Genomic DNA, 26,618 nt, shown 5'->3' on the forward strand with positions numbered 1-26,618 from the left:
TTAACAAAGTAATGAACGGGATTTTGAAGTGAAAAAAGAAACAATTGGTTTTATGTTAGGTTTGTTCGTTTTATTTGGTGGGTATTTTGCTGTTAATAATCATTATGCTCAAAAACAACAACAAGAAATGAATGAACGTCAAAATAATTTAAAAGCAACTCAGCCCAAAAACCATACTTCACCAAATGAATCTATGGCAGCAACTCCTCAGGCGACGACAAGTATCGCTTCTAATGTTCAAAGTCAGGCTACCTCTCTACCAGTTCCTGAAAAGGAAGTGGCTTTACAGCCTCTAACTGTTGCAAATCCTGCTGATCTAATCATAAAAAAATCTTATGCAACATTTGAATTCACTCCTGTTGGTGGCTGTCTTGGGAATAACAGTTTAGTAGGTGAAAAGCTTGCTTACGACGATCCGTCTCCCGTTTCTGTCGTTCAAAATTATTATATTTGTAAAGCTTATGGATTCCGTATAGGGACGTTAGATCTCCGTGAGCAGCCTGCAGGAATTTCTAAAACCCCACAAGGTGATTTGCAAATTGTGCAAAGAGCAGGTGGTCTTGAGATTACTAGGGTTTTTAAATTCTCAGATAAAAATTATAGTGGTGATTTACAAATTATCATTAAAAATATTTCACAGTCTCCTCAAAATACCAATGTTGATTTTGAGTTAGGAGCGACATCGGACAATAAAAATCATGGCGGAATGTTTTCTTCCGTGCCACCACAGTACCACTCAGCAGCAGTTCGTTTACCAGATGGAAAAGTTTTGAGAGAATTTACTCCTTTTGATGAATCTGCAGGCCCAAAAACTCTTTTAAATGAGTCTGGAAGTTTTTTTAGTTGGATGACAGCTGATTCTCTATACTGGATGAATACAGTAATGCCATTAAATCAAATGCCTGTTGGTTTTGAAATTATGAGAACAGGGTTTAATTACGGTAAAGATGCGCTTTCGCAAGTTGATCAAACAGGTTATCAAGCTTGGGTAAAACAACCGGTCAATCTTGCGATTGGTCAGTCTGTTGTTTATAATTACAAAATTTATATTGGTCCTAAAAATGAAACCATTTTAAAAGATTTTGATCAGTACCATTTAAGTGAAACGATTGACTATGGTTTCTTTAAAATTATAGCACGTCCTATGTATCATATTATTTATTTTATTCATGGACTTGTTAATAACTGGGGTATTGCAATTATAATCTTAACAATTTTAATTAATATTATCTTTTTGCCACTCCAAATTAAAGGTTATGCTTCAGCTCAAAAGTTACAAGTAATTCAACCTCAAATGAAAGCTTTACAGGAAAAATACAAAGAAGATAAGCAAGCATTACAAAGAGAAACAATGGCATTAATGTCAAAAAGCGGTGTAAATCCATTAAGCGGATGTTTGCCATTATTGCCACAAATCCCTGTGTTTTTTGCACTAGATTCTTGTTTGAGACATACCTTTGATTTACGTCAGTCTCCTTTTTTCTTCTGGATTAAAGACTTAACTCAGCATGATCCTTATTTTGTTTTACCAATTCTTATGGCGTTTTTAATGATTGGTTATCAAAAAATGATGCCAATGCCTTCAATGGATCCGACTCAAGCTAAGATGATGAAATTTCTTCCTATTCTTTTTTCAGTATTCATGGTTTTCTATCCGTCGGGATTAGCTCTTTATGTAATAACGAATACCCTCATCTCAATGATTAGGCAGGCGTTCCTGACACGTCATTACAAGAAAGCTTCTGCAAAATAAAGTAAACTTAATCTATGGGTCTTTCATAAGACTCAATCATGACCTCATTTTATTTTCATAATCTGAGGTTGTTAATATAATCCAAAATATGGAGTTTTCATGGATAAAAGGCAATTTACGGGAAAGACTCTAGAGGAGGCTTTATCTGAAGCTGCTAAGTCTTTTTCAACTAATAAGGATTTGCTTTGTTATAATGTAATTCAACAACCTTCTGCTGGATTGTTTTCTAGGCTATTTTCTCGTTCCATTCGCATTGAAGCATGGGTCGAAACAGTAAAAGAAGATCTCCAAGCTGCTGCTAGAGAAGTTGTGCGACAAACCTTAGTAAAAAGTAACTCATCTAAACCTAATCTTTCTCCTGTTACAAATACAAAAAAAGACTCTAAAGAAACAGCTATAAAAAAAGAATCTTACCAAATTCAACAAAATGAAAAACAAAGTCATTCCTTAAAAAGACATTCAACTCGTCCTGATGCACAAATAAATCGTTCCATTTTAAATATGGAAAGCGAAGGTGTTGAAGAATTATTTGATCATTATAATAAATTATTTTTTGCTGCATTTGGTATTTCCCAGGATAACATTGAAACAATTATTCATGATAATGAAACCGTTGTTCGTGTATCCGATCCAGAAATTGAAAAGTATTTAAGTAAAAGTGACAAATTATCTTTAGCTTTTGAACACGTCTTTAAAAGAGTAGCTCAAAAAAAATTAGGAGATATTTCAACAAGGATTACTCTTGATGCAGGAGAGTCTTCTGAAAAACGCGAAGAACGTCTCATTGGAATGGCTCGAACTTTAGCTGAAAAAGTAAAGAAGACAGGTAAAAGTGTTATTTTGTCATCAAAAAGTAGCCAAGAGCGTAGAGTGATTCATCTTGCTCTTGATGGTTTTGTTGGTGTAGCGACTCGAAGTGTAGGTACAGGGGATAAAAGACGACTTGTTATTTATTCAACAGAAAAAAGACAAAATAATAAGGTTCAAAATTTAGCCCAACAAAATAATAATGGAAACAAAGCACCTTCAACAGATAAAAATGAATCAAATTCATCTGTCCCTTCAAAATTTAAAAAGAAACCACATAAAAAAAGAAACAATCAAAATATTGTTACTAAACAAAATAGAGAGAGAGTGGGGGCTTTTTCTTATAATGAATCTTCTGATGAAGATGAATTAAAAAAAGTTAATGTGAAAAAAAATGCAGTCCTTAATAAAGAAAATTAATTATATTTTCTTGTAAAAACCTTGCTATTTACTCACAAAAGCAAGGTTTAAATTTTTTTTAATTATAAACTTAAATTAAAAGGAAATATGGTTTGAGTTCAAATTTTGATTCAATTTTTGCTTTAGCTTCAACTTCACAAAGAAGTGCAATTCATTTGCATAGAGTATCTGGAAGAAATTTATTTGAAATAATATCAAAATATGTATATAAACCTTCAAATCAAAATGAAAATTTAAATATTGATTTATTATTACAAAAATCAAATGGAAAAGCTATTTCTCATTATGTTTATTTAAAAGATCAAAATTTAAATTTAATTGATGATGTTATGATAACTTTTTTTCCAGCTCCTAAAAGTTATACTGGTGAAGATATCATTGAGATAGGAGTGCATGGGAATCCATTAATTTCTGCTAAATTACAAAGTTTATTGCGTTCAATTGGAATGCGTGATGCTGAACCAGGGGAATTTACCCAAAGGGCAGTATTAAATGGAAAAATGGATTTAGCACAAGCCGAAGGAATTAATCAGCTTATTCACACGGAAACATTAGGTGGAATTCAACTTGCCCGAAATACAGTTGAAGGCGTTTTATCTAAAGAAACAGAATTAATCCGTGATCAATTAATATCAATGTTATCTTATTTAGAAGCACATATCGACTTTGCACCCGATGAAGTTGGTGATTATAATCCATCTTCTCTTTTACCTCAAATGGAAGAAGCAAAATCTAAATTAGAGGCGCTATTAAATACCTATTCGACAGGTCTTAAAGTAAGAGAAGGAGTAAAAGTTGCTCTTTTAGGTAAACCTAATGCAGGAAAATCAAGCTTATATAATGCATTATTACGTTACGAAAGAGCAATTGTTACTAATATTCCTGGTACCACTCGTGATGTTCTTGAGGATAGATTAGTAATACAAAATAAAGATTTTGTTTTGATCGATACGGCAGGTATTCGAAATACAACGGATACAGTTGAAAAAATAGGGGTTGAACGGAGTTTAAAAACGGCAAGTATTGCTGATATTATTTGTTTTATTATAAATCTTGAAAATATTGAGTATGAAAAAATTTCAGACGTTATTAAGTTTGAAATTAAAGCTTTTTTAAGTGAAGCTAAATTAAGCAAAGACCAAAAAATATTAATTGTTATTAGTAAAAAAGATCTTTTAAATGAGAAAATTATTAAAAATATTGAAAATATTTTTAAATCTTGTATTTCTGAATTTAGAACTGAACCTTTTGGCTTTTGTTTAGATTCAAATATTGTTGTTACTTCAACAGAAAATACAGACTTATTATCAAAGCATCTTGTAATTTTACATGAAGAATTAACAGGTATGTTGACGAAAAATGAAAATCCAGCACTAATTTCTATGAGACAAAAAAATAAAGTAGAAATTGCAATAAAATGCATTGACGATGCTGTTAATTTAATTAAACAAAGAGATTTTCCTGAAAAAATTTCATCAATTATCAATCATGCAAGACAATCTCTTCAAGAGATTGTTGGTGAGATTCATTTAGACAATGTGCTTGAAAAAATATTTTCAACTTTTTGTATTGGTAAATAAGTGATAATCTAAATTATTTTTTTTATTATTTTCTTAGCTTACCAATAATGTATTTGTTTAAATTATTTTAATTTGATTTTTTTTATTAAAAAAGTTATCTTTATAGAAAGATATCTATTTAAATTTGGGATTATAATAATGTTTTTTAAAATATTACTTTATTTAGTGATTTTTTTGTCTTATACAAAAGTTTATTCTAATAAATTAGTATTACATATTTGTGCAAATGATTTGAGATTAGAAGATTCTAGTAAATCAAATACAAATGTTAGTATTGATGTATTAAAAATTGCAATTAATAACTTTAAACAAAAAGTTGATGTTGATTTTAAATTTGAATTTATGCCCTGGAACAGATGCTTTTCTATGCTTCAAAAAGGTGAAATGGATGCAGCTTTAAATGCATCATATAGAACAGATCGGGCATTATTTCTTGATTATCCTCCAGATTCTGGAGCAAAAGAAAAAAAACCTTGTTCTTCACTTTATAAGGTTGCCTGTTCTGGTTACGTTATTATTACTTTAAAATCGAATCGTTTTGAATACAAAGGAGATCCCAAACAACTTCCAAGACCAGTTAGGGTTTCTAGAGGGTATTCCATTGTTAATGAATTAGAAACTATTTTTCAAAATGATTTGGAAGTTAGTAAAAGTGACACCATAAATATTCAAAAACTCATTCGTGATAAAGAAGGAAGTGTGATCACACATTTTGCTTATTTATTAGATTTGAAAAAATTTCAAAAGATTTCAAATGAAATAAAAATACATAAAAAATTCTATGTACAAAAATCATATTACGTTCCTTTTTCTAAAAAATCGAAACTTTCTGATAAAGATAAATTATTATTTTGGAATGAAATAAAAAATGTTTTTAATAATAAAGAGCTTATTTCTGGATTGATTTCTAAATATTATTCTCAATAATAACTCATTTTAATTTTTCTCAAGTAAAAAATAATAAAAATCCTTTCTTTGCTGATTGAATGAAAAAATGGTACTTTTTTAAATAGAAATATAAACATAATTTTATTTAAGGAAATTAATTATGCCATTAATAGAAGCTTACGCTGCTTTTAAATCAAATGAGCCATTACGTAGATTTCAATTTCAAAATAGAAAAACGGGCGATCATGATGTCCAAATTGAAATTCATTATAGTGGTGTATGTCACTCTGATATTCATACTGCTAGAAATGAATGGGGTGGATCTATTTATCCCGTAGTTCCTGGACATGAAATTGTTGGTAAAGTAACTGAAGTTGGACCTGCTGTAACAAAGTATAAAGTTGGGGATTCTGTGGGTGTTGGTTGTATGGTGGATTCATGCCGAAATTGTTTTTCATGTAAAAATGGAACAGAACAATATTGTGATAATGGAAGTACATTTACTTATAATAGCAAATTAAAAGGCTCTGAAACGCAAACATATGGTGGGTATGCAAAACAAATTGTGGTGAATGAAGATTTTGTTTTAAAAATTCCAGCAAATTTGCCTTTAGATAAAGCAGCACCGCTTTTATGTGCAGGAGTAACAACGTATTCTCCACTGCGCCAATGGAAAGTAAAGCAGGGAGATCAAGTTGCCATTATTGGACTTGGTGGATTAGGTCACATGGCTGTTAAGTTAGCTGTAGCCATGGGAGCTGAGGTGACTGTAATAAGCCGTTCGAATAATAAAAAATCAGATTCTACTAAGTTAGGTGCTAAACATTATATTAATACCTCAGAGCCTGATATGCTTAATCAAAATGCAAATAAATTTGATTTTATTTTAAATACCGTTTCATCCGATCTTGATTTGACTCCCTTTTTAAATTTATTAAAATTAGATTCAACCATGGTGCAGGTTGGTGCTCCTGAAAAACCCAATTCATTAAACATATTTCCTCTCATTTTTCGCAGAAGAAGGCTTGCAGGCTCCTTGATAGGTGGCATAAAAGAAACCCAAGAAATGCTTGATTTTTGTGGTAAACATAATATTTCATCCGACATTGAATTAATTTCTATGGAAAAAATAAATGAAGCTTATGAACGTGTTGTTAAAGGAGATGTTCGTTATCGTTTTGTCATTGATATGAAATCTTTTAAATAAATAATCATTATCAAAAATCTTTTTAGGTAATCTTTAATTTATCATTATTTTTCATTTTAAAATTTTTATAATAAGTATGTATTTAAAACATATTTAACTATTTTAAAATTTTATTTAGTTGATATAACTTAAAATTCAGCTAAAGTTATGAAAAGAGCTAAATCTATTCTAAATTAGAAATTGCTCTTAAATAATGAAATGAAAAAGGATCTTATTATGAAAGAAAATAATGAAAAAATAAGAGTTCAAAGTTTAAATTTCATTGAAGAAAAAAAGAAAAAATTAAAAGAAATTTTTCCTGAAATATTTTCAGACGGAAACTTGGATATATTAAAATTAAAAGAATTATGTAATAATAGTAATGAGGAAAATGAAATAAATAATGAGTTTTATGGCTTATTTTGGCCTGGTAAAAAAAAAGCAAAAGAAAATTCCAGATCACAAACGCAAGGAACTTTATCTCTATTAAAAGACTGTGGTGTTGATATTGAAAATACAAAAAATATTTTTATTGAAGGTGAAAACTTAGAGGTTTTAAAACTATTACAAAAATCATATGCAAATAAAATTAAACTTATTTATATAGATCCTCCTTATAATACAGGTAATGACTTCATATATCACGATAAATATTCTGAAGGTAAAAATGATTACTATAAAAAAACGAAACAAGCAGATGAAAATGGACAATTACTGACATCAAATCCTATAGCAAGTGGACGTTTTCATTCAAATTGGTTGTCTATGATGTACCCAAGGCTAGAACTTGCTAGGAATTTATTATGCGAAGACGGTGTTATTTTTATATCTATTGATGATAATGAAATACATAATTTAAGACATTTAATGGATGAAATATTTGGTCAAGGAAACTTTTGTGGAGTGATTAAAAGAAGAGCTTCTCGAAAGTCTACATTCTTATCAAAAACCATGTCAGACTTATGTGATTATTTAGTCATTTATTCAAAAGGTGAATTGTCAGAAATATTAAGTGTAGAGCAAGTTTCTGATGGCACAAGACCTGTTTTTAATGAAGGCAATAAATTAACAAATAGAACACTTTATAAAGGGATACAGGCAAAATGTGATGATGGAGTTTATAAAGCAGGTGAATATTCTGTTCGTTCATTTAAGTTTGAATTATTAAATGAACTTATTATTAAAAATGGCATTTTACAAAATGATGTAGAAGTGAATGCTCCTTGGCGAGTAAATCAACAAATTATTAATAAATCTATTTTTATTACAAAACATTTTGGATTCAGAAGAAAAGTCTTAGATGAAGAACTTGAAAAAAAGAAGGTATTAAGTGATTTATTAGATAACTCAGATTGTTATAATGAAAAAGGGAGTGAAGAGCTTTATTCGTTGTTTGAAAATGAAAAATGTGTTTTTGATAATCCTAAACCAATTGGGCTGATGCAGTATATATTTAAGGCATGTAATTTAAAAGAAAATGATTATGTTTTAGATTTTTTTGCGGGCTCAGGAACAACTCTTCATTCTGTCTTATATGAAAATTCTATTAAAGATTTCTCAATAAATTGTATATCAATTCAAATTCCCTTAAAAATTAAAGGTATAAATAGTAAATATGAAACAATTTCTGAACTCACAATTGAAAGAATAAATAAGGCAATTAAAAAGATTACAAGTCATTCTGAATTCTCAAAAACTAAAAATTCAGATTTAGGATTTAAATGTTTTTCATTGAAAGAAACAAATTTTAAAAATTTTGATAATAAAAATGTAGAATCATTAAGTGAGTTAGAAAATTTATTTTCTAACTACCAAGAAACATTAAAAAGTAATAGAATAGAAGAAGATATTATTTGGGAAATTATTTTGCAAGAAGGATTTCCATTACATAGTAAAATTAAAAAAGAAATGAAAATTATAAATAATATTTTTTATAGAATTAGTTCGAATTGGTGTTTTCATGAACTTCTTATTTGCTTTGATGATAAAATTAATTATGAAACTGAATTTGAGTTATTAAATTTAGAAAAATCTGATATTGATAATAGATTTATTTTAATTTTAAAAGATAAAGCTCTTTATAAAAGAGATGATATTAAGATTCGATTATCTGATAAATTTAAGATAAAAACTCTATAAAAAAGGGTGAAAATTTTGACTAATGAAATTAAATTAAAATTTGACTCTAATCTTCCTCATCAAATAAATGCAATTTGTGCAGTAGTTGATGTTTTTAATCAAATTGAAAACAATGAAAAATTATATGAATACTATCATAGAAATGACATATATTCTAATTATCCATTAAATTTAGATATGAGTGATGAAGTTTTAAGAAAAAATATAATGGAAGTTCAAATTCGAAATGGAATTTCTTCTTCAAATGAAGTATTTTATGATGAAGGTAATCTTTTAGAAGATTTATCACCAAGTTTAAATGAGAAACATTCCTGTCCGCATTTTACTGTTGAAATGGAAACGGGTACAGGTAAAACATATGTTTATTTAAGAACAATTTATGAATTAAAGCAAAAAAATAATTTCAAAAAATTTATTATTGTTGTCCCTAGTATTGCTATTTATGAAGGTGTTATTCAAGCATTTAATGCTATGGAGGAGCATTTTAAATATTTATACAATAATGAAATTTTAACTTTGTATCATTATGATGGTTTTTATAAACAAAATGAAATTAAAAATTTTTCTTTTAATTCAAATGGAATAGACGTTTTATTAATTTCTTTAGATTCATTTAATAAAGTAAATTATAATAATTTATTTAAAGAAGGGTATATTTTTGGAAGAGAAGAGCTACCTTATCAATTTATTCAGAAAACAAGACCAATTATTATTTTAGATGAGCCTCAAACTAAATTTGGAACTGAAAAAAATAGTCAAGCTATTCGCTCTTTAAAACCCTTATTTGTTCTGAGGTATAGCGCTACACATAAGCATTTTCCAAATTTGCTTTTTAAATTATCTCCTTTTGAAGCTTATCATAATAAATTAGTTAAAAGAATAGAAGTAATAGGTTTAGAAAATAATTTAAAAAATAATGGATCTATTGTTTTAAAAGAAGCAAAAAGAATTCATAATAAAATTACGGCTTTTATTTTATGCTTGAATATTTTGAAAAATGGAGAAAAAAAAGAAGCAGAAATATTATTAAACCAAGGAGACGATCTTTATTTGAAATCAAATTATTATGAATATAAAGATAATAATTATATAGTAAAAGAAATATATATTGGTGAAGATGGAGAATATATTTTATTTGAAAATGGACAAAAATTCTTTAAAGATGCGATCAAATTTTCTTCCATTGAATATTTGTTTCGTTCTCAAATTAGACAAACCATATTGACCCATATAGAAAAACAAAATAAATTATTTACTAGAGGTATAAAAGTATTATCTTTATTTTTTGTGGATAAAGTTTCAAATTATATTAAAGAAAATAATAAAAATGGAATCATTAAAGATATTTTTGAAGAAGAATATGAAAGTTTAAAATATAAGTCTTCTTATTTTTCAAATTTAAATATAAATGATATTCAAGCATCTTACTTTGCAAAAAGACAAATCAAAAATTCGGAAGAATATATAGAACTAAATGAAGAAAAATGGACAAAAGAGCAAAGACAGGCATCCAAGAAATCATTTGAATTAATAATGAAAGATAAATCTAGTTTACTCTCTTTTGCAAGTCCAGTTTCCTTTATTTTTGCTCATTCTGCACTTAAAGAAGGTTGGGACAATCCAAATGTATTTCAAATTTGTACTTTAAACCAGACAAAATCAACTATAAAAAAAAGACAGGAAATTGGAAGAGGGCTTCGTTTATGTATAGATCAAACAGGAAAAAGAATTATAAAAGATGACCCCTACTTTGAAATAGCAAATTGTCTTACAATTGTTGCAAACGAAAATTATGAAAAATATGCAGATAATCTTCAAAGAGAATATCAAGAAGAAGGTTTTACTTTTTTTGCTAAAACGGTAATTCATAATGATAAAGAAAATAAAGTTAAGGATATATCAAATGAGAAAAAATTCGATTTAAAAGCTAAGCAAAAAAAATTCAATTTTACTAATAATATGGATTTATTTATACAAAAATGTATAGATAAATTAAATTTAACTCATTTTCCTGATAATTATATTCCAAAATCGAGAGGAGTTATTTTTTATCAAAATTATTATCTCTATTTACATGAATTTGAGATTGATTGCGTTAAAATAAAAATAGTTAAAGATATAAATGATAAAAAACCTTTATTTATAAAATTAAAAATTGGTGAAAGTCTTTCATATAATTTAAATGATCAAAATTTATTAGGTTTTAAATTAAAAGATATTTTTAATAATCATGATCAAAGTTCATTTATTTTGTTTGAAAATGGAAAAATATTAACCTATTCAAATTTTTTAGAATTTAACTCATTGTCTTCTTTTTTAAAAGAAGAAGACAATTTAGTTACAACTGAAATAATTCATCCATATATCAATTTATTGCAAAAAGTATCTGAAGTTACAAATTTAACTAGGCATAGTATTTTTGATATTTACAAAGGATTAACGGAAGATAGAAAATTGATGTTTTTAAAAAATCCAGATAAATTTATAAATATATTTATTTCTACGATTTTGAGTTTATGTTAATAGAGAAAACAATTTTAATTAAATTGTTTTCTCTATTTTTGGAATTTTAGGAAAATGATATTTTTCAAGTAATATTTCCCACGATACATGATTCCCTGTTGGCCATCCTATTAGTGATGCTAAAGCAGCATCAATTTTTAGAACAACAGCTAAAACCCCAACATGAATTTGAGTAAATGCAGATTTAACAGTTAAAAGATCTTTTTTAACATTTTCATCGGAACAGGTTTCTCCCCAAAAGTCGGGAGTATTTTTTTGAATTTCTTCACTTGCAAAAAGAAAAATATTTTTTCTTAATTCAAGTTGATTTGTAAACCATTTAGGATACCAAACCGCTTTGAAATCGGAAAAATCATTCCAAGTTTCAGAATTTGTTTTATTTGATATGCGAATTAAAAATAATTCCGGATTTTTAATATGAAGAGCTCCACAAGTTATAGAATATGCCGATTTATAATATTCTATGAGTTGTTTGTTTCTTTTGCTATTTTGAGTTGCTTGGGTTAAAAGAATTCCTAAAGAAAATACATCTGATAAAGTAAAATCGGATTCTTGATCTAAAAAATGTAAATAATTACCTGAAATTCTATCAAGAGATCTTCTTTGTGCTGCAGTGAAAATAGAAGACATGGAAACCTCAAAAAGTTACTTAAAATAAAAAAATATTTTTTATTTAAAAAGTAACTTCTCTGAGAAGTTCAGGATTGTCAAGAACGCGTCCCGAGCCAAGTACAACTGCAGTTAACGGATTTTCAGCAACAACAATAGGAAGTCCTGTTTCTTCACGTAATAAAACGTCCAAATTTCGAATGAGAGCTCCTCCCCCTACTAAAACAATTCCTTTATCAACTATATCTGCTGCTAATTCTGGAGGTGTTTTTTCAAGAGCAAGGCGCACCGCTTCTACTATTGCATTTACGGGTTCCTGCATTGCTTCGCGAATTTCTTCGCTTGTTACTTCAATTGTTTTTGGTATTCCGGCAACAAGGTCACGACCTTTTACTTGCATGGTGCGAATTTCTTCTTCTGGATAAGCAGAGCCAATTGCAATTTTAATTTGTTCTGCCGTTCTTTCCCCAATTAATACGTTAAAACGTCGTTTTAAATAATTTACAATGGACTCATCCATTTTATCACCACCAACACGAACGCTTTTTGAATATACAATACCTAATAGAGATATTACCGCGACTTCTGTTGTTCCGCCGCCGATATCTACAATCATATTTCCGCTTGCTTCATGAATGGGCAAGTCTGCTCCAATAGATGCTGCCATAGGTTCTTCAATTAAGTAAACAGAAGAGCATCCTGCAGATTCAGCAGATTCACGAACAGCTCTTTTTTCTACTTCTGTAATCCCATATGGAATACAAATAACGGCTCTTGGTCTAACAAGAGATCGGTGATTATGAGCAACACCAATAAAGTAACTTAACATTTTTTCCGTTAATTCAAAGTCGGCAATCACGCCGTCTTTCATTGGACGAACAGCTTCAATTGTACCTGGAGTTCTTCCAAGCATTTCTTTTGCTGCTCTACCAACTGCTTTTACAGTACGAAGTCCACGGGAGTCACGTTGAACAGCAACTACCGACGGTTCGTTTGCCACAATCCCTCTGTTTTTAACATAAACTAAAGTGTTGGCAGTTCCTAAATCTATAGCTAAATCGTGGGAAAGTAGCCTAAAAAACCAATCAAACATGGATCCTCCCTAGGGAAATTGGAGAGAATGAACTTAAGTGCATTCAAAGTTTAATTCATGCTATATCAAAAAAGGTATCACTTTGAGAACGGTTATTCTATCAAAACAAACCAATTTTTACTCTATTGAAAAGAATATTGAACAGGACTGTTTGTACCTACTACCTGGATAGCAACAATTTCTGTCACCATATTTTGAGCAAATCGAGGGGGTACCGTCATAGGAAATACTTGTGATACAACCTCTTCAATCATTTTATCCACTGCTGAAAAATCCTTTTCTGGAAGCCTTTTGTGAGAAAGGTTTTCGAACTTTTGAAGGGATCCGTCCCCTTTAATATAAAGTTTATAATACACGATATCTCCTGGGCGTAGTGGGGAACTTGGTGGAACCCATCTTTCATGAGAATTCCATATACCTGAAAATTTTTCTTTGAACTCTTGACTAAATTGATAAAGCCCTAAATCCTTTACAGAATAACGTTCCATAATTTTAGGACCATTTCTAGGGGTGAGGTCATCTCCTACAATTGGAATGTCACCACTATCGCCTTCAATTTTTTGTTGTTTTTGAGTACTTTTACGGAGTTCATCTATGTAAGCCGAGCTTGAATTTGGTAAAAAGGAATCTAAACCGTTTTTAGTATTTTTTTGAATATTTTTAGGAAGAGAAATAGTTTCATCCTTATTATTTTTTGTAGGAATTCTCTTAGAAATAAAAGGATTTTTATTAGCTTCTCTGTCTGGAGAAACTAAGCTTTCGGGGACAAAAGTTTTGCTTTTAGAATTTGGATTGTTATCGGCAAGAACACCTCCAGAATGATTTTTAGGAATATTTTTTGTCCCTAATTTTTTATTGGAATGTTCATTAATTGGAGATGAACTAGACATTTGTCCATCTGTAAATTGAATATGAATAGGAGGTTTGTTTGGCGTTGTAGAGCTTGTTATCTCTTTTAATTGATTTTCATTTGGTTTAAAATAGTATAAAAAGTAGCCAAATAGAACGTGAAATAGAACAGAAATTAATACAATATACTGTAAATTATCCTTTTTTTCAGGATAAAGCCAAAGGGAATAATGAATTTCTGTTTCGCGAAAAGCCAAAAGGATAACCTCATATCTTATTGAGTTGATTAGTATTTTTATTCTTAATCAACTATAGGGATGTAGCATCAAGTACTCCCATTGTCACCGCTATAAAATAGGTGTAACACAAAATGAATCCATATATGGAGGAATTATTGCCATGGATCTTGCTTTTTTTCCACATTTTAGTCTTTTTTCAAGCCTTTCAGAGAAAGAAATTAAAACCCTTTCAAAATATTTTGAACACTTAACCTTTAAAAAGGGTGCCACCATTTATACACCCGGACAAGTAAGAGACAAGCTTCGTCTCATTTTAAAAGGTCGTATTGAAGTATCGGCTCAAACCTATGATTTTGAAGAACCAACAACAATATATGGTCCAGGTCAGTTTCTTGGGGAAGCCGCTCTGCTTCAAGAAGGAACCCTTCATAAAGCAAAATCCATTGCGGTAACTAATGTTGAAATGGTGATTCTATCACGAGCAAATTTTCTAAAATTAATGAAAGAACATCAAGATATTTCTTGTAAAATTCAAATGAATATTGGGACATTTGTTTTTAATAAACTTTCACGCGGGGCAAGCCATGGAAACGTCCATTTTTCTGGCTATGGTTCTGGTAAAAAACGCCATGAACATGATCTTTTAGGTGATAGAGAAATTTCGGACGAAGCTTATTATGGTGTTCAAACCTTAAGAGCAATTGAAAATTTTAATATTACTGGTGTGGTTTTAAGAGATTTTCCTGTATTTATTAAGGGATTAGCTCAAGTAAAAAAAGCGGCTGCTCTTGCAAATTGCGAGATTGGCGTGCTTGAAAAAGAAATTTCTGAATATATTGTAATGGCCTGCGACGAAATTATTGCTGGTCATTGGCATGATCAATTTTTGGTTGACATGATCCAAGGAGGAGCAGGAACCTCTACAAATATGAATGCAAATGAAGTGATAGCAAATAGAGCATTAGAGCTTTGGGGGAAACAAAAAGGAGAATATCATTTTATTCACCCAAATAATCATGTTAACTTAGGCCAATCAACTAATGACGCTTACCCAACGGCAATTCGTTTAGCAGCTCTTCAATCTATACCCACATTAGTGGAATCTTTAGAGGAGCTTTGTCAAACTTTATCTGAAAAAGGCAAGGAATTTTCTGATGTGATAAAAATGGGCCGCACCCAATTACAAGATGCCGTACCTATGACATTAGGACAAGAATTTGAAGCATTTTCTGTCATGTTAAGTGAAGATATTGCACGTATTCGAGAAGGTTCAAAACTCTTTTTAGAATTAAGTATTGGCGGAACAGCTATTGGAACAGGAATTAATTCACATCCAAAATATGCTGCGACAGCTGTGAAAAAAATAAAAGAAATTACAGGTCTTGATGTTGTTGCCTCACCTAACTTAATTGAAGCAACACCTGATACAGGTGCCTTTGTGATGTTTTCAGGTATTTTAAAACGTTTAGCTGTTAAGTTAAGCAAAACTTGCAATGACCTAAGGCTATTATCAAGTGGTCCTCGTTGTGGCTTTGGAGATATCAATTTGCCTCCAATGCAACCAGGATCAAGTATTATGCCAGGAAAAGTGAATCCCGTAATTCCTGAAGTTGTGAATCAAGTTGCCTTTCAAGTAATTGGCAATGATTTAACAGTAACAATGGCTTCTGAAGGGGGGCAGCTCCAGCTAAATGCTTTTGAACCAGTTATGGTTTTTAATATTTTTCAAAGTGTGAATATGTTGAGCAGAGCTATGCGGACGTTGACTAGGTTGTGTGTCAAAGGAATTACAGCAAATCGTGAAGCTTGCCGCCGTGCTGTTGAGCATAGTATTGGTTTAGTAACTGCTTTAAATCCTTTAATTGGGTACGAAAATTCCACGATGATTGCAAAAGAAGCTCTTGAGTCGGGAGATAGTGTATTTAACCTCGTATTAAAACATAAACTCCTTACAAAAGAACAACTTGAAGACGCTTTAAAACCTGAAAATATGTTGAGCGCCCGCTAAAGAATTTCCCTGATTTTCCGAAAATCATAAAGATATTTTCAAAAATGTCAGGGGAATTGGAATGGAAATTGAGAACGATTTCGAAGTGATTTTTGAAAATGGAATTTCAACCCTTAAAGGGCATTTAATTGATTCTACAGAAATTGATTTTCTGAAAGATCCTTTTTCAAAATCACGAGAAATTAGTTTTGCTCGATTAAATTCTGTAAGTTGGCTTGGAATTCAACGACTCTATGAGTTAATTTTAAATTTAGAAGATTCTATAAAATTATCAAATATTCCTCCCCATATTTACAGAATTTTATTATTGTTTCCTGATTTTGGAAAAAAAGTAGGAATTAAAAGTTTTCAAGTGGAAGTTTTTAATAAACAATGTGACATCATTAAAATGGTTATGACATTAGATAAACTTGTAGAACTTGGAAACAAGCAAGGATGTTTTGCTAAATTAACAAATGGAGAAACCATTTGTGGTTCATTGCATCATTTATGTCGCCCATTTTTTAATGATTATAATTTACCTAAAAAGAATTATTCTTCAAAATGGTGCAATGAAAACCAAGAGATATGTAATTTTTTCTATGAATATTCATGTTTTACAAGACTTGTTTTGGAAATTTGCTCTTTAGCTCAAGAATCTACTTCTCGTTTAATTGAAGAGTCATTACAAAATATCTGTGCCCGTGTTTCAAACTTAGAATTTTCAATTAAAAATATTGATCCCAATTTTTCAGAATATAAATCTCGTTATCTTATGTCACTTATGCCACACATTCATGAAATATCAAAATCTGTTGTGGTTGCAATCAATTTAAGTAGCACAACGTTTGAAGCAGTTGTTCAAACATTTGAAGCTTTATTTATGAGAGATAAACTTGATTCCTCTGAAGTATTTAATCAAATGAAAGATTTTATAAACTTTTCTGATCAACTTGTTCCCATTGCTAAAAATTTAGAAGATGTTGGAGTTGAGTTAGGGGATAATGTTTTAAAATATGGAGATTTTGGTACTTTACATCAAACATTTAAAACATTTAATGGTGATCATTTAACTGAGAAAAGCATATCGACTATTAGAAGAAAATTAAAATTGGATCAATATATAAATTTAACATGGAATGATACATATAATGAAATAAAAAGTGAATTTAAATCAATTGATACAGAGTTAAGTAGATGCATTGTTGCTTTACAAGGATTTGATTTAGTACGTCAGGTACTTGAACATCGAATTGCTGAAATAAATATTTTTAAAGAAAATTTACACCTCGTAAAAAGTAATCAAATGTCTTTGGAAAAACTGAAAGAGAAAATACTCATTCAAATTGTTGATAGACTTGTTACAGATCAAGAGAAATTTTCATATTCTTTTTTCTTTCCCGACTCGACAATTAAAGAGAATAAATCTAAAGTAGCCTCTGGTGATCCAGTTTTCTTTTAATTTTATTAATGGCTATAAATAATGTTTAAAAAACAAATTGAATATAAATATCTTGTTGCCGTTATATATGTTTGTGTTTTATTTTTAGACCGTATGGATGTCACAATAGTAAATGTCGCTATGCCCACTTTTGCGGAAGTTTTTAAAGTAAACATAACGGAAACAGAATGGGTATCAACTGGTTTTTTATTAGCATTAGCAATTATAATACCTATAAGTGGTTGGGCAGGAGATAAATTTGGTTATAAAAAAATATTTATAATTGCAACTTTTATTTTTACATTAAGTTCCCTTTTATGTGCTTGTGCATGGAGTTTAAATTCTCTTGTTTTGTTTCGTATTATGCAGGGAATAGGTGGTGGTATGATTGTACCTGTAGGTATGGCTATGGCATATAGAGCTTTTCCTACAAGCGAATATTCTAAAGCAGCGAGCTATACCTTAATGCCAACATTGGTTGCTCCTGCGATTGCCCCTACTTTAGGGGGATTTGTATTAGAACATTTTAGTTGGCGTTGGATATTTATTTTTAATGTTCCTATAGGCATTATGGCAATTATATTGTCTTTTATCTATTTAAAAGAAGACAAGTTTGAGAACACCCCTTCGCTGGATTGGCTTGGATTTATTTTATCTGCAATAGGTCTCTCTTCGTTACTTTATACATTATCACGAGTTGGGCATTATGGATTATCCGATGATATTGTATGGGTGGGAGGGTTTGTTTCCTTATTTTCATTAGTTATTTTTATTTTTTGGCAAAGTAAAATAAAATATCCATTATTAGATCTTAAATTTTTTAAAATTCCATTATTTGTTCAAGCAAATATAATACAACTATGTTTTCAAATATGCCATTTTGGTTCTATTTTTATTGTTGCGCTTTATTTTCAAACTGGATTAGGAATGTCCCCAATACAAAGCGGACTCGCAATGTGTACTCAGCCTATTGGCTCAATCATGATGCTTCCCATATCTGCAAGAGTTTTTAATAAGTTTGGCCCAAAATACTCCATTATTTTTGGTCTTTGTGGATTATCTTTAGCAACTTATTTTATTTATTCTGTGAAATCTCCTCAAGAGGTTTTATATGCTTCTATTTTATTATGGGTACGCGGTCTTTTAATTGGATTTGCCAATGGCCCTATTCAAGCTTCAGCGTTATTTGATATTCATAAAAATGATACAGGGCGAGCGAGTTCTGTATTTAATGCAGGACGTCAGGTTGCAATTAGTATTGGAGTTGCTCTTTCCTCTTTAATATTAGCAAGCGGATTTCGCGAAATGAATATCAATTCAAACTTTATATTGTCCAATTCAAATGCCTTACCCATTTTTGAAAGAGCTTTTAATATTTTAGCTCTTATTTCCTTTATGGGTGTGATAATTGCGCTTACAATTAATAATAAAAGAGTTTTAGAAATTATATCAAAGAAAAAATAGCAAATTAAAAATATTATCTTATTAAAATAATTCATAAAATATAATATATATGATATTAGAATGAAGTTTATATAAAAAATAAATAAATTGAAATTTAAAATTCTATTTAATATATAAAATTGTTTTTGTATGTTTCAATTTATTCTTAAGGATTTACTTATATGATTCGTGTTTTTTTATTGTTAATTTCTGTAATGATTAGTTTAACTCCTTTTTTTAGTTATTCTTTTCCATTAAAATCAAGATGGAATTTTATAAATAATAATAACAAATTAGTTCAAATTGATTGTTATAATGAGAGATTTATTCATAATTATCAAAGATCTTTTTCCGCAAATAAGAAAGAATCCATTTTATGGGAACTTTATCATAATGATGGAGGATGGGAACAAGAGGGGATGTGGTCCTGTGTAGTCATTACAGATCCTCACAGCAAAAAACCCATTAAAGTAAAAATGGAAGACTTTTATGTTTCTGGATTCGAGGAACTTACATTTACATTTGAAAACAATAACGTTCAATTAAAGGTAAATTAAGTTATTACTAATAAACATTTTATAGTTTTAGGTTAATTTGTTATTTTTGATAATTTATTAATTAATTTCAATAAAATTTGAAAACTATAATTTGTTTTAAATTAAATATTAATTATTATATGATAAAATTTAAAAATTTTTTAGAAAAATCAATAAATTCATTTTCATATATTTTTTTTAGTGCTCAAGATGAAAAAAAAAATAGACATGTTATATTTTATTACAGACGTGAATTCTTAATATTTTATAACTTATAAAATATTAAGACCTTCATTGAAATCGTCTGTTTTTCAATGCGAGGATTTAGAAAAGTGGATATCATTATACGTGAAATGAATAAGTTTGATTCTTTAAAATGTAAAGAGTTAACCGTACAGTTGGGCTATCCAGACCAGCTCGTTGATTTTGATAAAAGGTTCTCATTAATTAATAAATTACCTCACCATCATCTAGTCGTAGCGGAAACCGTATCCGATAAAAATGTGGTTGGTTGGATGCACTTAGAAATTCGTTATCTTTTAGTTTCTTCTTTTAAGGTTGAAATTTCAGCAATCGTGGTAGATGAAAAGTTGCGTGGGCATGGAATTGGAAAAAAACTCTTAAATTATGCTGAAAATTGGACTAAAAATTGTGGATTTAAAGACATCTTTTTATATACAAATATCATTAGAGAAAACTCACATTCATTTTATTTAAAATTTGGTTATCAAAATTCTAAAGACTCTAAAATGTTTATTAAAATGCTAGATAAACCATTATCTCAAAATGATTTAAAAGTGATAATTGAAAATAAACCCGATTTAAAAATTGAGAATATTAAAATTCAATAGATGATTATAAAAGTTCTTTTTTTAAAAATAAAATGACTTCATTTAATTTATTCAAAATTGCAGGATCATTTATATCTTCTATATTTGTTGCAATAGAAATTTCGGTTTTTAGATTTTCAAGAAATCGCAGTGCTGCAAGAATATCATGCTGTTTTTTTGGGTCTTCAATTAAATTTTTTTTAGTTTTCATTTTACCCCCATCGATTATGCATCCAAAAATATTCTTCAGGGTTTAATTTTACCATTTCTTCTACAATTAAATTCATTCTTCTTGTGTTTTCTGTGATATTTTCTTGAATTGTTTTTTCTTTATCTATGATCATTTCAAATTCAGGGAAGAATGTCATTTCATGGGTATCCAATTTAATTCTTTTAATACACACAGGGACAATAGGAGCATTTTGTCGCATCCAAAGTTTAGCTAAACTATTATTTGTCGATGCTTCTTTTCCAAAAAAAGGTAACATTTCTCCTCTAGGTCTTTTTTGATCTACAATAAATCCAATAATTTCTTTTTTATTTAAGGCCTGAAATATTTGAGAAGTTGTGGATTCTTTTCCTTTACGATCGATCAAGCGAAATCCAATAGAAGCGCGCATATTTTCAACCCATTTTGCTAATGTCCCTTTGCCTATCGCTTTTACGACAACATGAATGGGCGCATATTTAACGGACCCAACATGACATAGATATTCCCAATTGCCCATATGAATACAAATAGCATAAAGACCTTTGTTTTTTGCCAGTCCATTTTTAATATAATCTTCATTCTTAACAATTATATTAGTTTTTTCAAAAAGTTTTTTTGCTGTAAATAATTCAAGTGCTGTTTGTAAAAAACTGATAGTAGATTTTCTTCCAATTTTTAATTTTTCAGCTTGTGTTTTTGTTTCGCCAAAGGCAATTGTTAAGTTTTTTAGAATTACTTTTCTTCTTATACGTAAGATATCAAATGATAATATTCCTAAAAGGAATGATATTATATAAATTCCTCTATGCCCTAAAATGTTTAATAAAAAAGAAAGAATATTTAATAGACCGTTGATAATCATGAGATCCCCAAAATAATAAAAACTAAAAACACGGAGTTTTTTAGTTTTTTTACTTTATCGACTTTTTTAATTTTCGTCTATACATCTTCTACGAGAGGGTGTTCTTCAAAGTGGGTCTCTACTTCCATTTTTGTGAAGAATTTTTCATTACAAACAGTACATCTATATTGTGCATTGTCTCTTGCGAATGGTTTTTGATTTGGTCTTCGATACAAAACTGGTTTTTCAATTTCTTGAGGTTTTTGTTTGATATCACTTTCATGATCCATTGGATCACCAGAAGTGCCAGGCTCCTCTTCTGGAGTTTCATCTACAGCAGGGGCTTGTGCTTGTACAACATCTTGTTCTGACGAAGTTGCATCATCAGTTGAGGTGTCTTCAACAGGAGGTAATTTGGGAGTTGGTTCTGGAGATGATTTTGGTGAAGATTTTGGAGCTTTAAAAGTAGCTACTTTTTTTGGAACGGAAGATCCTATAATTCCTGGTCTTGTTACAAGTGAATCTCTTTTTGTTTTTTCCGCTCTTTCCGCTAAGGATGCAAAAAGATTATGAAGGTGATCTCCAAGCACTTTGGGGTAACGCGCTGCTTGAAGGTCTCTTAAAATACAAAGTGCGGTATCAGGCTCATTAGAATATGTTTTGCCACAAAGTAAACAAAAATAAGTTTGGGTATTACTTTGAGTAGCAATAACAGGAATTGAATTAATATTTAATCCATTACTAGTAAGACATTTCCAAGCATCATCTGGGTTATTATATCTTTTCCCGCATAAACCACAAACGTAACAACCTGGTCCCTTAAATACTCGACATAGTCTTTGCATAGGCGATAAACTTGTCGAAGGAGCCTTCAAAAAAGATTGTATGTTACGAGGTATTCCCATATTTTCTTTCAATGAAACTAGAAGGTTTCCCATTGCAAACCATAACAAATAAGTTTATCGGTAAAATTGCATGAAAAGTAAATATTGCCATAAATCAGGAAGTCCGCTAGGAATAAGCAGAGCCGTTAAGGTACTTTAGGAAGGAAATGTATCATGCCAATACTGACTGTAAAAACCGATAAAAGAAATATAACTGTTGAAAAAGGTTCATCTATAATTGATGTTTGTGAGACTGAAGAAACAAGCATTTTATTTGGATGCCGCGATGGGGCATGTGGTGCATGCATGATACGAGTTGTCGAGCATCCAGAAAATTTAAGTCCTATGGAAGAACATGAAAAAGATTTTCTTGAAACCATGGCAGCTAGAGAAGATGAACGTCTTGCTTGTCAATGCAAAGTTTTAGGTGATGTAACAATAGAAGTCTCAGAATAATTAATCTAATTAAATCCTTTAAAAATAAGGTAAATTGTAATGCATTCAGATTTTAATATAGAATTTGAAAAATTTCATGGAGCCTCAAACGATTTTATTTTTATTTCAGATTCCTATTTAAAATTTTTTTCGAATCAAAATGAATTGAAAAAATTTGCTGAAAAAATTTGCGATCGAAATCAAGGAATTGGTGCTGATGGAGTTGTTTTTTATCAATATCCTTTAGATCAAAATACCACTCTCGTAAATATTTTAATTATAAATTCAGATGGAAGTTTTGCTGGTACCTGCGGGAATGCTTTGCGCTGTTTAGGTCTAAAACTCATTCAAGATAAAAAATGGGATGGTTTAAATTCATTTCCTATTTTTAGATTATTACCTGCATTTTTTACAAATCAATTAGAAACAATTTTGTCTGAAGAAGAGTTTATATTACAAAAAAATTCTTTTGCTGTTTTGACAAAAGCAAATGTTCATAATTTAAATGATGCTAATGTAAGTGTTGCTATGGGTAAAGAAATTGAAATATTTCAAACACCCATCCAAGATCATTCATTGGCAAATTTCGGAAATTTTGAAAATATAACTCCTATATTTGTTTCGTTATCAAATCCTCATTGGGTATTTATTTCATCAGAATTTCTAAAGTTTAATAAAAAAATGTATGAAGAATTTGGTCATTATGCTCAGAATGATCTTAGACAAAAAGCATTAAAAAATAAAATTCCTCTTGCCAATATTGGAATGCTTTCATTTCATGAAAAAAATGTAAGTCATTGGAATCTTGTTGTATATGAACGAGGTGCTGGGCTTACAGCCTGTTGTGGTTCAGGAGGAGTTGCGGCCCGAATTGCATTGGAGCATTCACTTAATATTTCAACTCAATTGAATGAAGTTTTTTTTAAAATGCCTGGTGGCATTATTTCTATTTCTAAAATCATTACAATAGAAAATTATGGTGAACAAAGAATATTATCAGGTCCATCTAAAAAAGTATTTAGTGGAAATATTCCTCATTATTTATTTCAATAAAATTTTTATTTGATTCAAATTTAATATTAAGTAATTTTAATAAACCAAAATAATCTTCTTTAGCTAGTTTTAAAAAAGAATCAATTGAAATTGGATTTTCTGGATTCATAAAAATAGATAATGTTTTAGGGTTTTTTATAAAATTATTCATTTCTTGGAGAGCTTTTTCAATAATAGGATTAGATATGAATATTAATAATAAATTATTTTGTTTTATCATATCATTTTTTACTTGTTCAATAGATTTGTTTTTTTTAATTGATTCATTTTTATAGTATTCATCTAAAAAATTTTGATCGGTGAATTGAAATAAAGTTTTTTCAAATGAAGAACTATTTAAATTTACTAAATTATAAATAATAAAATGACTTAAAATTTTAATATTTATGATTCTTTGAATTTCTATATTGGCATTTAAATTCGCTTCTTTTTCATTATTTTGGGTTGAATTATAATTTATATTTAAATTTATTAATAAATTTTTATAATTATTTCCTAAAACTTCCTGAAGAGCTGTGTTTTTTGGAAATACTTTTTCTGTGTTTAAAGGAATGTCTTCAAGATTGATTTTGAAGTTTTTTAAATATAAAATATTTTTAGATTTTTCAACCGGATTAAAGTTATTTAAATGATATGAGCTGTTTAATATTAAATTGTTTTTTAAGTAAAATCTAAGATCAATAGAATATTGATTAGATTGGTATTTAGCATGAAAAGAAGCTTTAGGAGAATTTAAAAAATAGTAAATACTTTCATAAAATTGATTTAAGTTATTGTCTTGTTTTTTTATATTTTCTTTAAGTACTTCTAAATTATAAATTTGAATAGATTCTGAAGAAATTTCAATAGGAAAAAAATCATTATTAAAAATAAAAAAATCGTTTATTTCTATTTTTTTTATTAAAAGTTCAAAAGGAATATTTTGGACTTTTATGAATAAATTATCAATGTTAAATTTTTTATTTATGATAAATAATGGAGAAAGTGATATTCCTTTATACTCAATATTTTGAATTTCTGGATAAATAGAATATAATTTACTTATTTTTAAATTCATTTCTTTGGTAATTATAAAATGAATCCATAGCATAATTATTGAATATAACGTAAGAGTAACTACTAAAAAACAAATTGATAATACTGATTTTTTATTTTTCATTAATTATGTTACTCTATAATAATAAATTAAAAATTAATTAACTATTTCCATCGTGAGATACAATATAAAGATCTTTGGTTCTATAATTGTCTAGTGGACTAGAAAATGTAACACCTTGAACATAACTTTTTATTAATCTGTATGTTTTATTAGAATATAATGGTGCTACAGAGTAATCATCCATAGCTATTTTAGACGCATCAAGTAAAATAGCCTTTCTTTTTGAAGGGTTTAATTCTTTACTAGATTTATAAAGAAGTTCATCATATTTTTTATTGGAATATCCAGAAATATTTTGCATATTGCCTGATTGTAATAAAGCTATGAAATTTTGAGCATCATTGTAATCTGCTTTCCATAATTGCATTGTAACTTCATATTTTTTTTCAGTAAGATAACTTAAATGTACTTTCCATTCTTCACTAATAATTTCGGTTTTTACTCCCAAAGCTTTTTCCCAAATAGAGGCAAGTGCTGTGGCATATTTTCTATCTGTTTCGTTAGTTGCATGGGAAAATTTAATAACTGCAGGGTTATCTCTAGAGTAACCAGCTTCTTTATATAGTTTTTCTGCTTTTGCAATTAATTCTTTTTCAGATAATAAGGACCAGTTAGGGACATAAGGTGTGTAATTATCTACGCCAAATGGAACAATATCATAAAGAGGTTTTTCATTTCTACCAGTAACAAATTTAGTGAAATTTTCTCTGTTAATAACGATAGATAATGCCTCCCTTAGTTTTTTATTATTAAATGGAGGTTTTGTGTTATTAAAAGATAAATAACTTGATGATAAATCAGGTGCGCTTCTTAATTCTTTAGGGTATTTTTTAGATAAACTTTGATATTGCCCTGGAGGAATTCCATAAGTCCAATCTAATTGTCCTGATTCATACATTCTATATGAAGCTGTTTTATCTTGGGCAACAACATAATTTACTTTTTTAATAACTGTATTTTTAGCATCCCAATAATTTGGATTTATTTCAAGAGTTGATTTGTCTCCAATTTTCCATGATGTTAGCTTATAAGCGCCATTTCCAACTAAGTTTCCAGGTTGAGTCCAAGCCATTTGAAATTTTTCAATAATATCTTTCCTTAAAGGAACAAAATTTATTCCTGAAACAACACTTAAAAAATAAGGAGTCGGTTCTTCTAAAGTTATTTCAAAAGTATGAGGATCAACAGCTTTAACACCTAATAAATCTGTATTTAGCTTGCCTTCATTTATTCTTTTTGCATTTTTAATCATTTCGGCAAGATAAGCCATTTCAGAAGCTGTTTTGGGATCTACAAATCTTTTAAAGCTATAAACAAAATCATTTGCAACAACGGCTTTACCATCAGACCATTTTGCATCTTTTCTAAGATGAAAAGTATATTTTAATCCATCTTTGCTAATATCCCAGTGACTTGCTGTTGCAGGAATAATTTTACCAACAGGATCATCGCTAACTAGTCCTTCAAATAAGTCCATAATAATGTTTGCGCCAATATTATCGCGACAGTGAGATGGGTCTAATGATGAAGGTTCGCTTGAATTATCTTTATTTAATATTTGGTTTTTTGCTAATTTTGTTCCTTTAGGTACTATAGCAGCATTGGCTAAGGTAACAAAAGTACTTGATGCGAGAACAAAGGAAGCTATTTGAAATAATTTTCTCTTCATACACAACTCTCCCACTTAACATCATGAATTAATTTTACAAATT

General features: G+C 29.2%; 22 protein-coding genes. 14 read left to right on the forward strand and 8 right to left on the reverse strand.

The window, feature by feature from the left end:
* Positions 1–28 precede the first annotated feature (28 nt).
* The 7 genes from yidC (at position 29) to GCL60_RS01265 (ending at position 11,296) form a co-directional block, all read left to right on the forward strand.
* Positions 29–1,753: a membrane protein insertase YidC gene (gene yidC, locus GCL60_RS01235; RefSeq protein ID WP_153418038.1), complete on the forward strand. Its 1,725-nt coding sequence runs from the start codon at positions 29–31 to the stop codon at positions 1,751–1,753.
* Between the two features lie 99 nt (positions 1,754–1,852).
* Complete coding sequence (locus tag GCL60_RS01240; protein ID WP_153418039.1) at positions 1,853–2,980, forward strand: Jag family protein; 1,128 nt, start codon at positions 1,853–1,855, stop codon at positions 2,978–2,980.
* 92 nt (positions 2,981–3,072) lie between these two features.
* A complete protein-coding gene (gene mnmE / locus GCL60_RS01245; RefSeq protein WP_161998028.1) occupies positions 3,073–4,560 on the forward strand; it encodes a tRNA uridine-5-carboxymethylaminomethyl(34) synthesis GTPase MnmE in 1,488 nt (495 codons plus the stop codon).
* A gap of 138 nt (positions 4,561–4,698) precedes the next feature.
* A complete protein-coding gene (locus tag GCL60_RS01250; protein ID WP_153418041.1) occupies positions 4,699–5,487 on the forward strand; it encodes a type 2 periplasmic-binding domain-containing protein in 789 nt (262 codons plus the stop codon).
* A 121-nt stretch (positions 5,488–5,608) separates the two neighbouring features.
* Positions 5,609–6,655 carry an NAD(P)-dependent alcohol dehydrogenase gene (locus tag GCL60_RS01255; protein WP_153418042.1) on the forward strand — a complete coding sequence of 349 codons (1,047 nt, stop codon included), beginning with the start codon at positions 5,609–5,611 and terminating at the stop codon, positions 6,653–6,655.
* Positions 6,656–6,871: 216 nt separating this feature from the next.
* Entirely contained in the window at positions 6,872–8,773 is a 1,902-nt protein-coding gene (locus GCL60_RS01260; protein WP_161998029.1) for a site-specific DNA-methyltransferase, read from the forward strand.
* 15 nt (positions 8,774–8,788) lie between these two features.
* Positions 8,789–11,296 carry a DEAD/DEAH box helicase family protein gene (locus tag GCL60_RS01265; protein ID WP_153418044.1) on the forward strand — a complete coding sequence of 836 codons (2,508 nt, stop codon included), beginning with the start codon at positions 8,789–8,791 and terminating at the stop codon, positions 11,294–11,296.
* A gap of 18 nt (positions 11,297–11,314) precedes the next feature.
* Here GCL60_RS01265 and GCL60_RS01270 read toward each other — a convergent pair whose 3' ends face one another.
* The 3 genes from GCL60_RS01270 to GCL60_RS01280 form a co-directional block, all read right to left on the reverse strand.
* Positions 11,315–11,926: a hypothetical protein gene (locus tag GCL60_RS01270; RefSeq protein WP_153418045.1), complete on the reverse strand. Its 612-nt coding sequence runs from the start codon at positions 11,924–11,926 to the stop codon at positions 11,315–11,317.
* 43 nt (positions 11,927–11,969) lie between these two features.
* Positions 11,970–12,998, reverse strand: a complete 1,029-nt coding sequence (locus tag GCL60_RS01275) for a rod shape-determining protein (RefSeq protein WP_148697668.1) — start codon at positions 12,996–12,998, stop codon at positions 11,970–11,972.
* Between the two features lie 122 nt (positions 12,999–13,120).
* Positions 13,121–14,104 carry a hypothetical protein gene (locus GCL60_RS01280; protein WP_153418046.1) on the reverse strand — a complete coding sequence of 328 codons (984 nt, stop codon included), beginning with the start codon at positions 14,102–14,104 and terminating at the stop codon, positions 13,121–13,123.
* Positions 14,105–14,246: 142 nt separating this feature from the next.
* Between GCL60_RS01280 and aspA the strand changes: the two genes are divergently transcribed.
* From aspA to GCL60_RS01305, 5 genes are all read left to right on the forward strand, one after another.
* Positions 14,247–16,094: an aspartate ammonia-lyase gene (aspA, locus tag GCL60_RS01285; RefSeq protein ID WP_153418047.1), complete on the forward strand. Its 1,848-nt coding sequence runs from the start codon at positions 14,247–14,249 to the stop codon at positions 16,092–16,094.
* A gap of 61 nt (positions 16,095–16,155) precedes the next feature.
* The gene (locus GCL60_RS01290) at positions 16,156–17,535 is read left to right on the forward strand and encodes a hypothetical protein (RefSeq protein ID WP_153418048.1); all 1,380 of its coding nucleotides are present in this window, start codon (positions 16,156–16,158) and stop codon (positions 17,533–17,535) included.
* Positions 17,536–17,556: 21 nt separating this feature from the next.
* Positions 17,557–18,978 carry a DHA2 family efflux MFS transporter permease subunit gene (locus GCL60_RS01295; protein ID WP_153418049.1) on the forward strand — a complete coding sequence of 474 codons (1,422 nt, stop codon included), beginning with the start codon at positions 17,557–17,559 and terminating at the stop codon, positions 18,976–18,978.
* A gap of 161 nt (positions 18,979–19,139) precedes the next feature.
* Positions 19,140–19,514 carry a hypothetical protein gene (locus GCL60_RS01300; protein ID WP_153418050.1) on the forward strand — a complete coding sequence of 125 codons (375 nt, stop codon included), beginning with the start codon at positions 19,140–19,142 and terminating at the stop codon, positions 19,512–19,514.
* 311 nt (positions 19,515–19,825) lie between these two features.
* Positions 19,826–20,344, forward strand: coding sequence for a GNAT family N-acetyltransferase (locus tag GCL60_RS01305; protein WP_161998030.1), 519 nt, complete (start codon positions 19,826–19,828; stop codon positions 20,342–20,344).
* Between the two features lie 4 nt (positions 20,345–20,348).
* On the opposite strand, the gene GCL60_RS01310 is transcribed toward GCL60_RS01305, so the two are convergent.
* From GCL60_RS01310 to GCL60_RS01320, 3 genes are all read right to left on the reverse strand, one after another.
* Positions 20,349–20,534: a hypothetical protein gene (locus tag GCL60_RS01310; protein ID WP_153418052.1), complete on the reverse strand. Its 186-nt coding sequence runs from the start codon at positions 20,532–20,534 to the stop codon at positions 20,349–20,351.
* A gap of 1 nt (position 20,535) precedes the next feature.
* Entirely contained in the window at positions 20,536–21,396 is an 861-nt protein-coding gene (locus GCL60_RS01315) for a lysophospholipid acyltransferase family protein (protein ID WP_153418053.1), read from the reverse strand.
* Between the two features lie 77 nt (positions 21,397–21,473).
* Positions 21,474–22,313, reverse strand: coding sequence for a hypothetical protein (locus GCL60_RS01320; RefSeq protein ID WP_153418054.1), 840 nt, complete (start codon positions 22,311–22,313; stop codon positions 21,474–21,476).
* Positions 22,314–22,433: 120 nt separating this feature from the next.
* On the opposite strand from GCL60_RS01320, the gene GCL60_RS01325 reads away from it, so the two are divergent.
* Complete coding sequence (locus GCL60_RS01325) at positions 22,434–22,715, forward strand: 2Fe-2S iron-sulfur cluster-binding protein (protein WP_153418055.1); 282 nt, start codon at positions 22,434–22,436, stop codon at positions 22,713–22,715.
* A gap of 39 nt (positions 22,716–22,754) precedes the next feature.
* Positions 22,755–23,747 (forward strand): diaminopimelate epimerase, encoded by a 993-nt coding sequence (locus tag GCL60_RS01330; protein WP_153418056.1) that lies wholly within the window; start codon positions 22,755–22,757, stop codon positions 23,745–23,747.
* Here GCL60_RS01330 and GCL60_RS01335 read toward each other — a convergent pair.
* Positions 23,713–24,906 carry a hypothetical protein gene (locus tag GCL60_RS01335; protein WP_153418057.1) on the reverse strand — a complete coding sequence of 398 codons (1,194 nt, stop codon included), beginning with the start codon at positions 24,904–24,906 and terminating at the stop codon, positions 23,713–23,715. The two genes, GCL60_RS01330 and GCL60_RS01335, sit on opposite strands and share 35 nt — an antisense overlap.
* Before the next feature lie 37 nt (positions 24,907–24,943).
* A complete protein-coding gene (locus GCL60_RS01340) occupies positions 24,944–26,575 on the reverse strand; it encodes a peptide ABC transporter substrate-binding protein (protein ID WP_153418058.1) in 1,632 nt (543 codons plus the stop codon).
* Positions 26,576–26,618: the final 43 nt, after the last annotated feature.

Source organism: Silvanigrella paludirubra, from assembly GCF_009208775.1.
Taxonomy (GTDB): domain Bacteria; phylum Bdellovibrionota_B; class Oligoflexia; order Silvanigrellales; family Silvanigrellaceae; genus Silvanigrella; species Silvanigrella paludirubra.

Coding starts and splice junctions, on each gene's coding strand:
- GCL60_RS01240 (WP_153418039.1), top strand. CDS start 1,853: ATGGATAAAAGGCAATTTACGGGAAAGACTCTAGAGGAGGCTTTATCT.
- GCL60_RS01250 (WP_153418041.1), top strand. CDS start 4,699: ATGTTTTTTAAAATATTACTTTATTTAGTGATTTTTTTGTCTTATACA.
- GCL60_RS01255 (WP_153418042.1), top strand. CDS start 5,609: ATGCCATTAATAGAAGCTTACGCTGCTTTTAAATCAAATGAGCCATTA.
- GCL60_RS01260 (WP_161998029.1), top strand. CDS start 6,872: ATGAAAGAAAATAATGAAAAAATAAGAGTTCAAAGTTTAAATTTCATT.
- GCL60_RS01270 (WP_153418045.1), bottom strand. CDS start 11,926: ATGTCTTCTATTTTCACTGCAGCACAAAGAAGATCTCTTGATAGAATT.
- GCL60_RS01275 (WP_148697668.1), bottom strand. CDS start 12,998: ATGTTTGATTGGTTTTTTAGGCTACTTTCCCACGATTTAGCTATAGAT.
- aspA (WP_153418047.1), top strand. CDS start 14,247: ATGGATCTTGCTTTTTTTCCACATTTTAGTCTTTTTTCAAGCCTTTCA.
- GCL60_RS01290 (WP_153418048.1), top strand. CDS start 16,156: ATGGAAATTGAGAACGATTTCGAAGTGATTTTTGAAAATGGAATTTCA.
- GCL60_RS01295 (WP_153418049.1), top strand. CDS start 17,557: ATGTTTAAAAAACAAATTGAATATAAATATCTTGTTGCCGTTATATAT.
- GCL60_RS01300 (WP_153418050.1), top strand. CDS start 19,140: ATGATTCGTGTTTTTTTATTGTTAATTTCTGTAATGATTAGTTTAACT.
- GCL60_RS01310 (WP_153418052.1), bottom strand. CDS start 20,534: ATGAAAACTAAAAAAAATTTAATTGAAGACCCAAAAAAACAGCATGAT.
- GCL60_RS01315 (WP_153418053.1), bottom strand. CDS start 21,396: ATGATTATCAACGGTCTATTAAATATTCTTTCTTTTTTATTAAACATT.
- GCL60_RS01320 (WP_153418054.1), bottom strand. CDS start 22,313: ATGGGAAACCTTCTAGTTTCATTGAAAGAAAATATGGGAATACCTCGT.
- GCL60_RS01325 (WP_153418055.1), top strand. CDS start 22,434: ATGCCAATACTGACTGTAAAAACCGATAAAAGAAATATAACTGTTGAA.
- GCL60_RS01330 (WP_153418056.1), top strand. CDS start 22,755: ATGCATTCAGATTTTAATATAGAATTTGAAAAATTTCATGGAGCCTCA.
- GCL60_RS01335 (WP_153418057.1), bottom strand. CDS start 24,906: ATGAAAAATAAAAAATCAGTATTATCAATTTGTTTTTTAGTAGTTACT.
- GCL60_RS01340 (WP_153418058.1), bottom strand. CDS start 26,575: ATGAAGAGAAAATTATTTCAAATAGCTTCCTTTGTTCTCGCATCAAGT.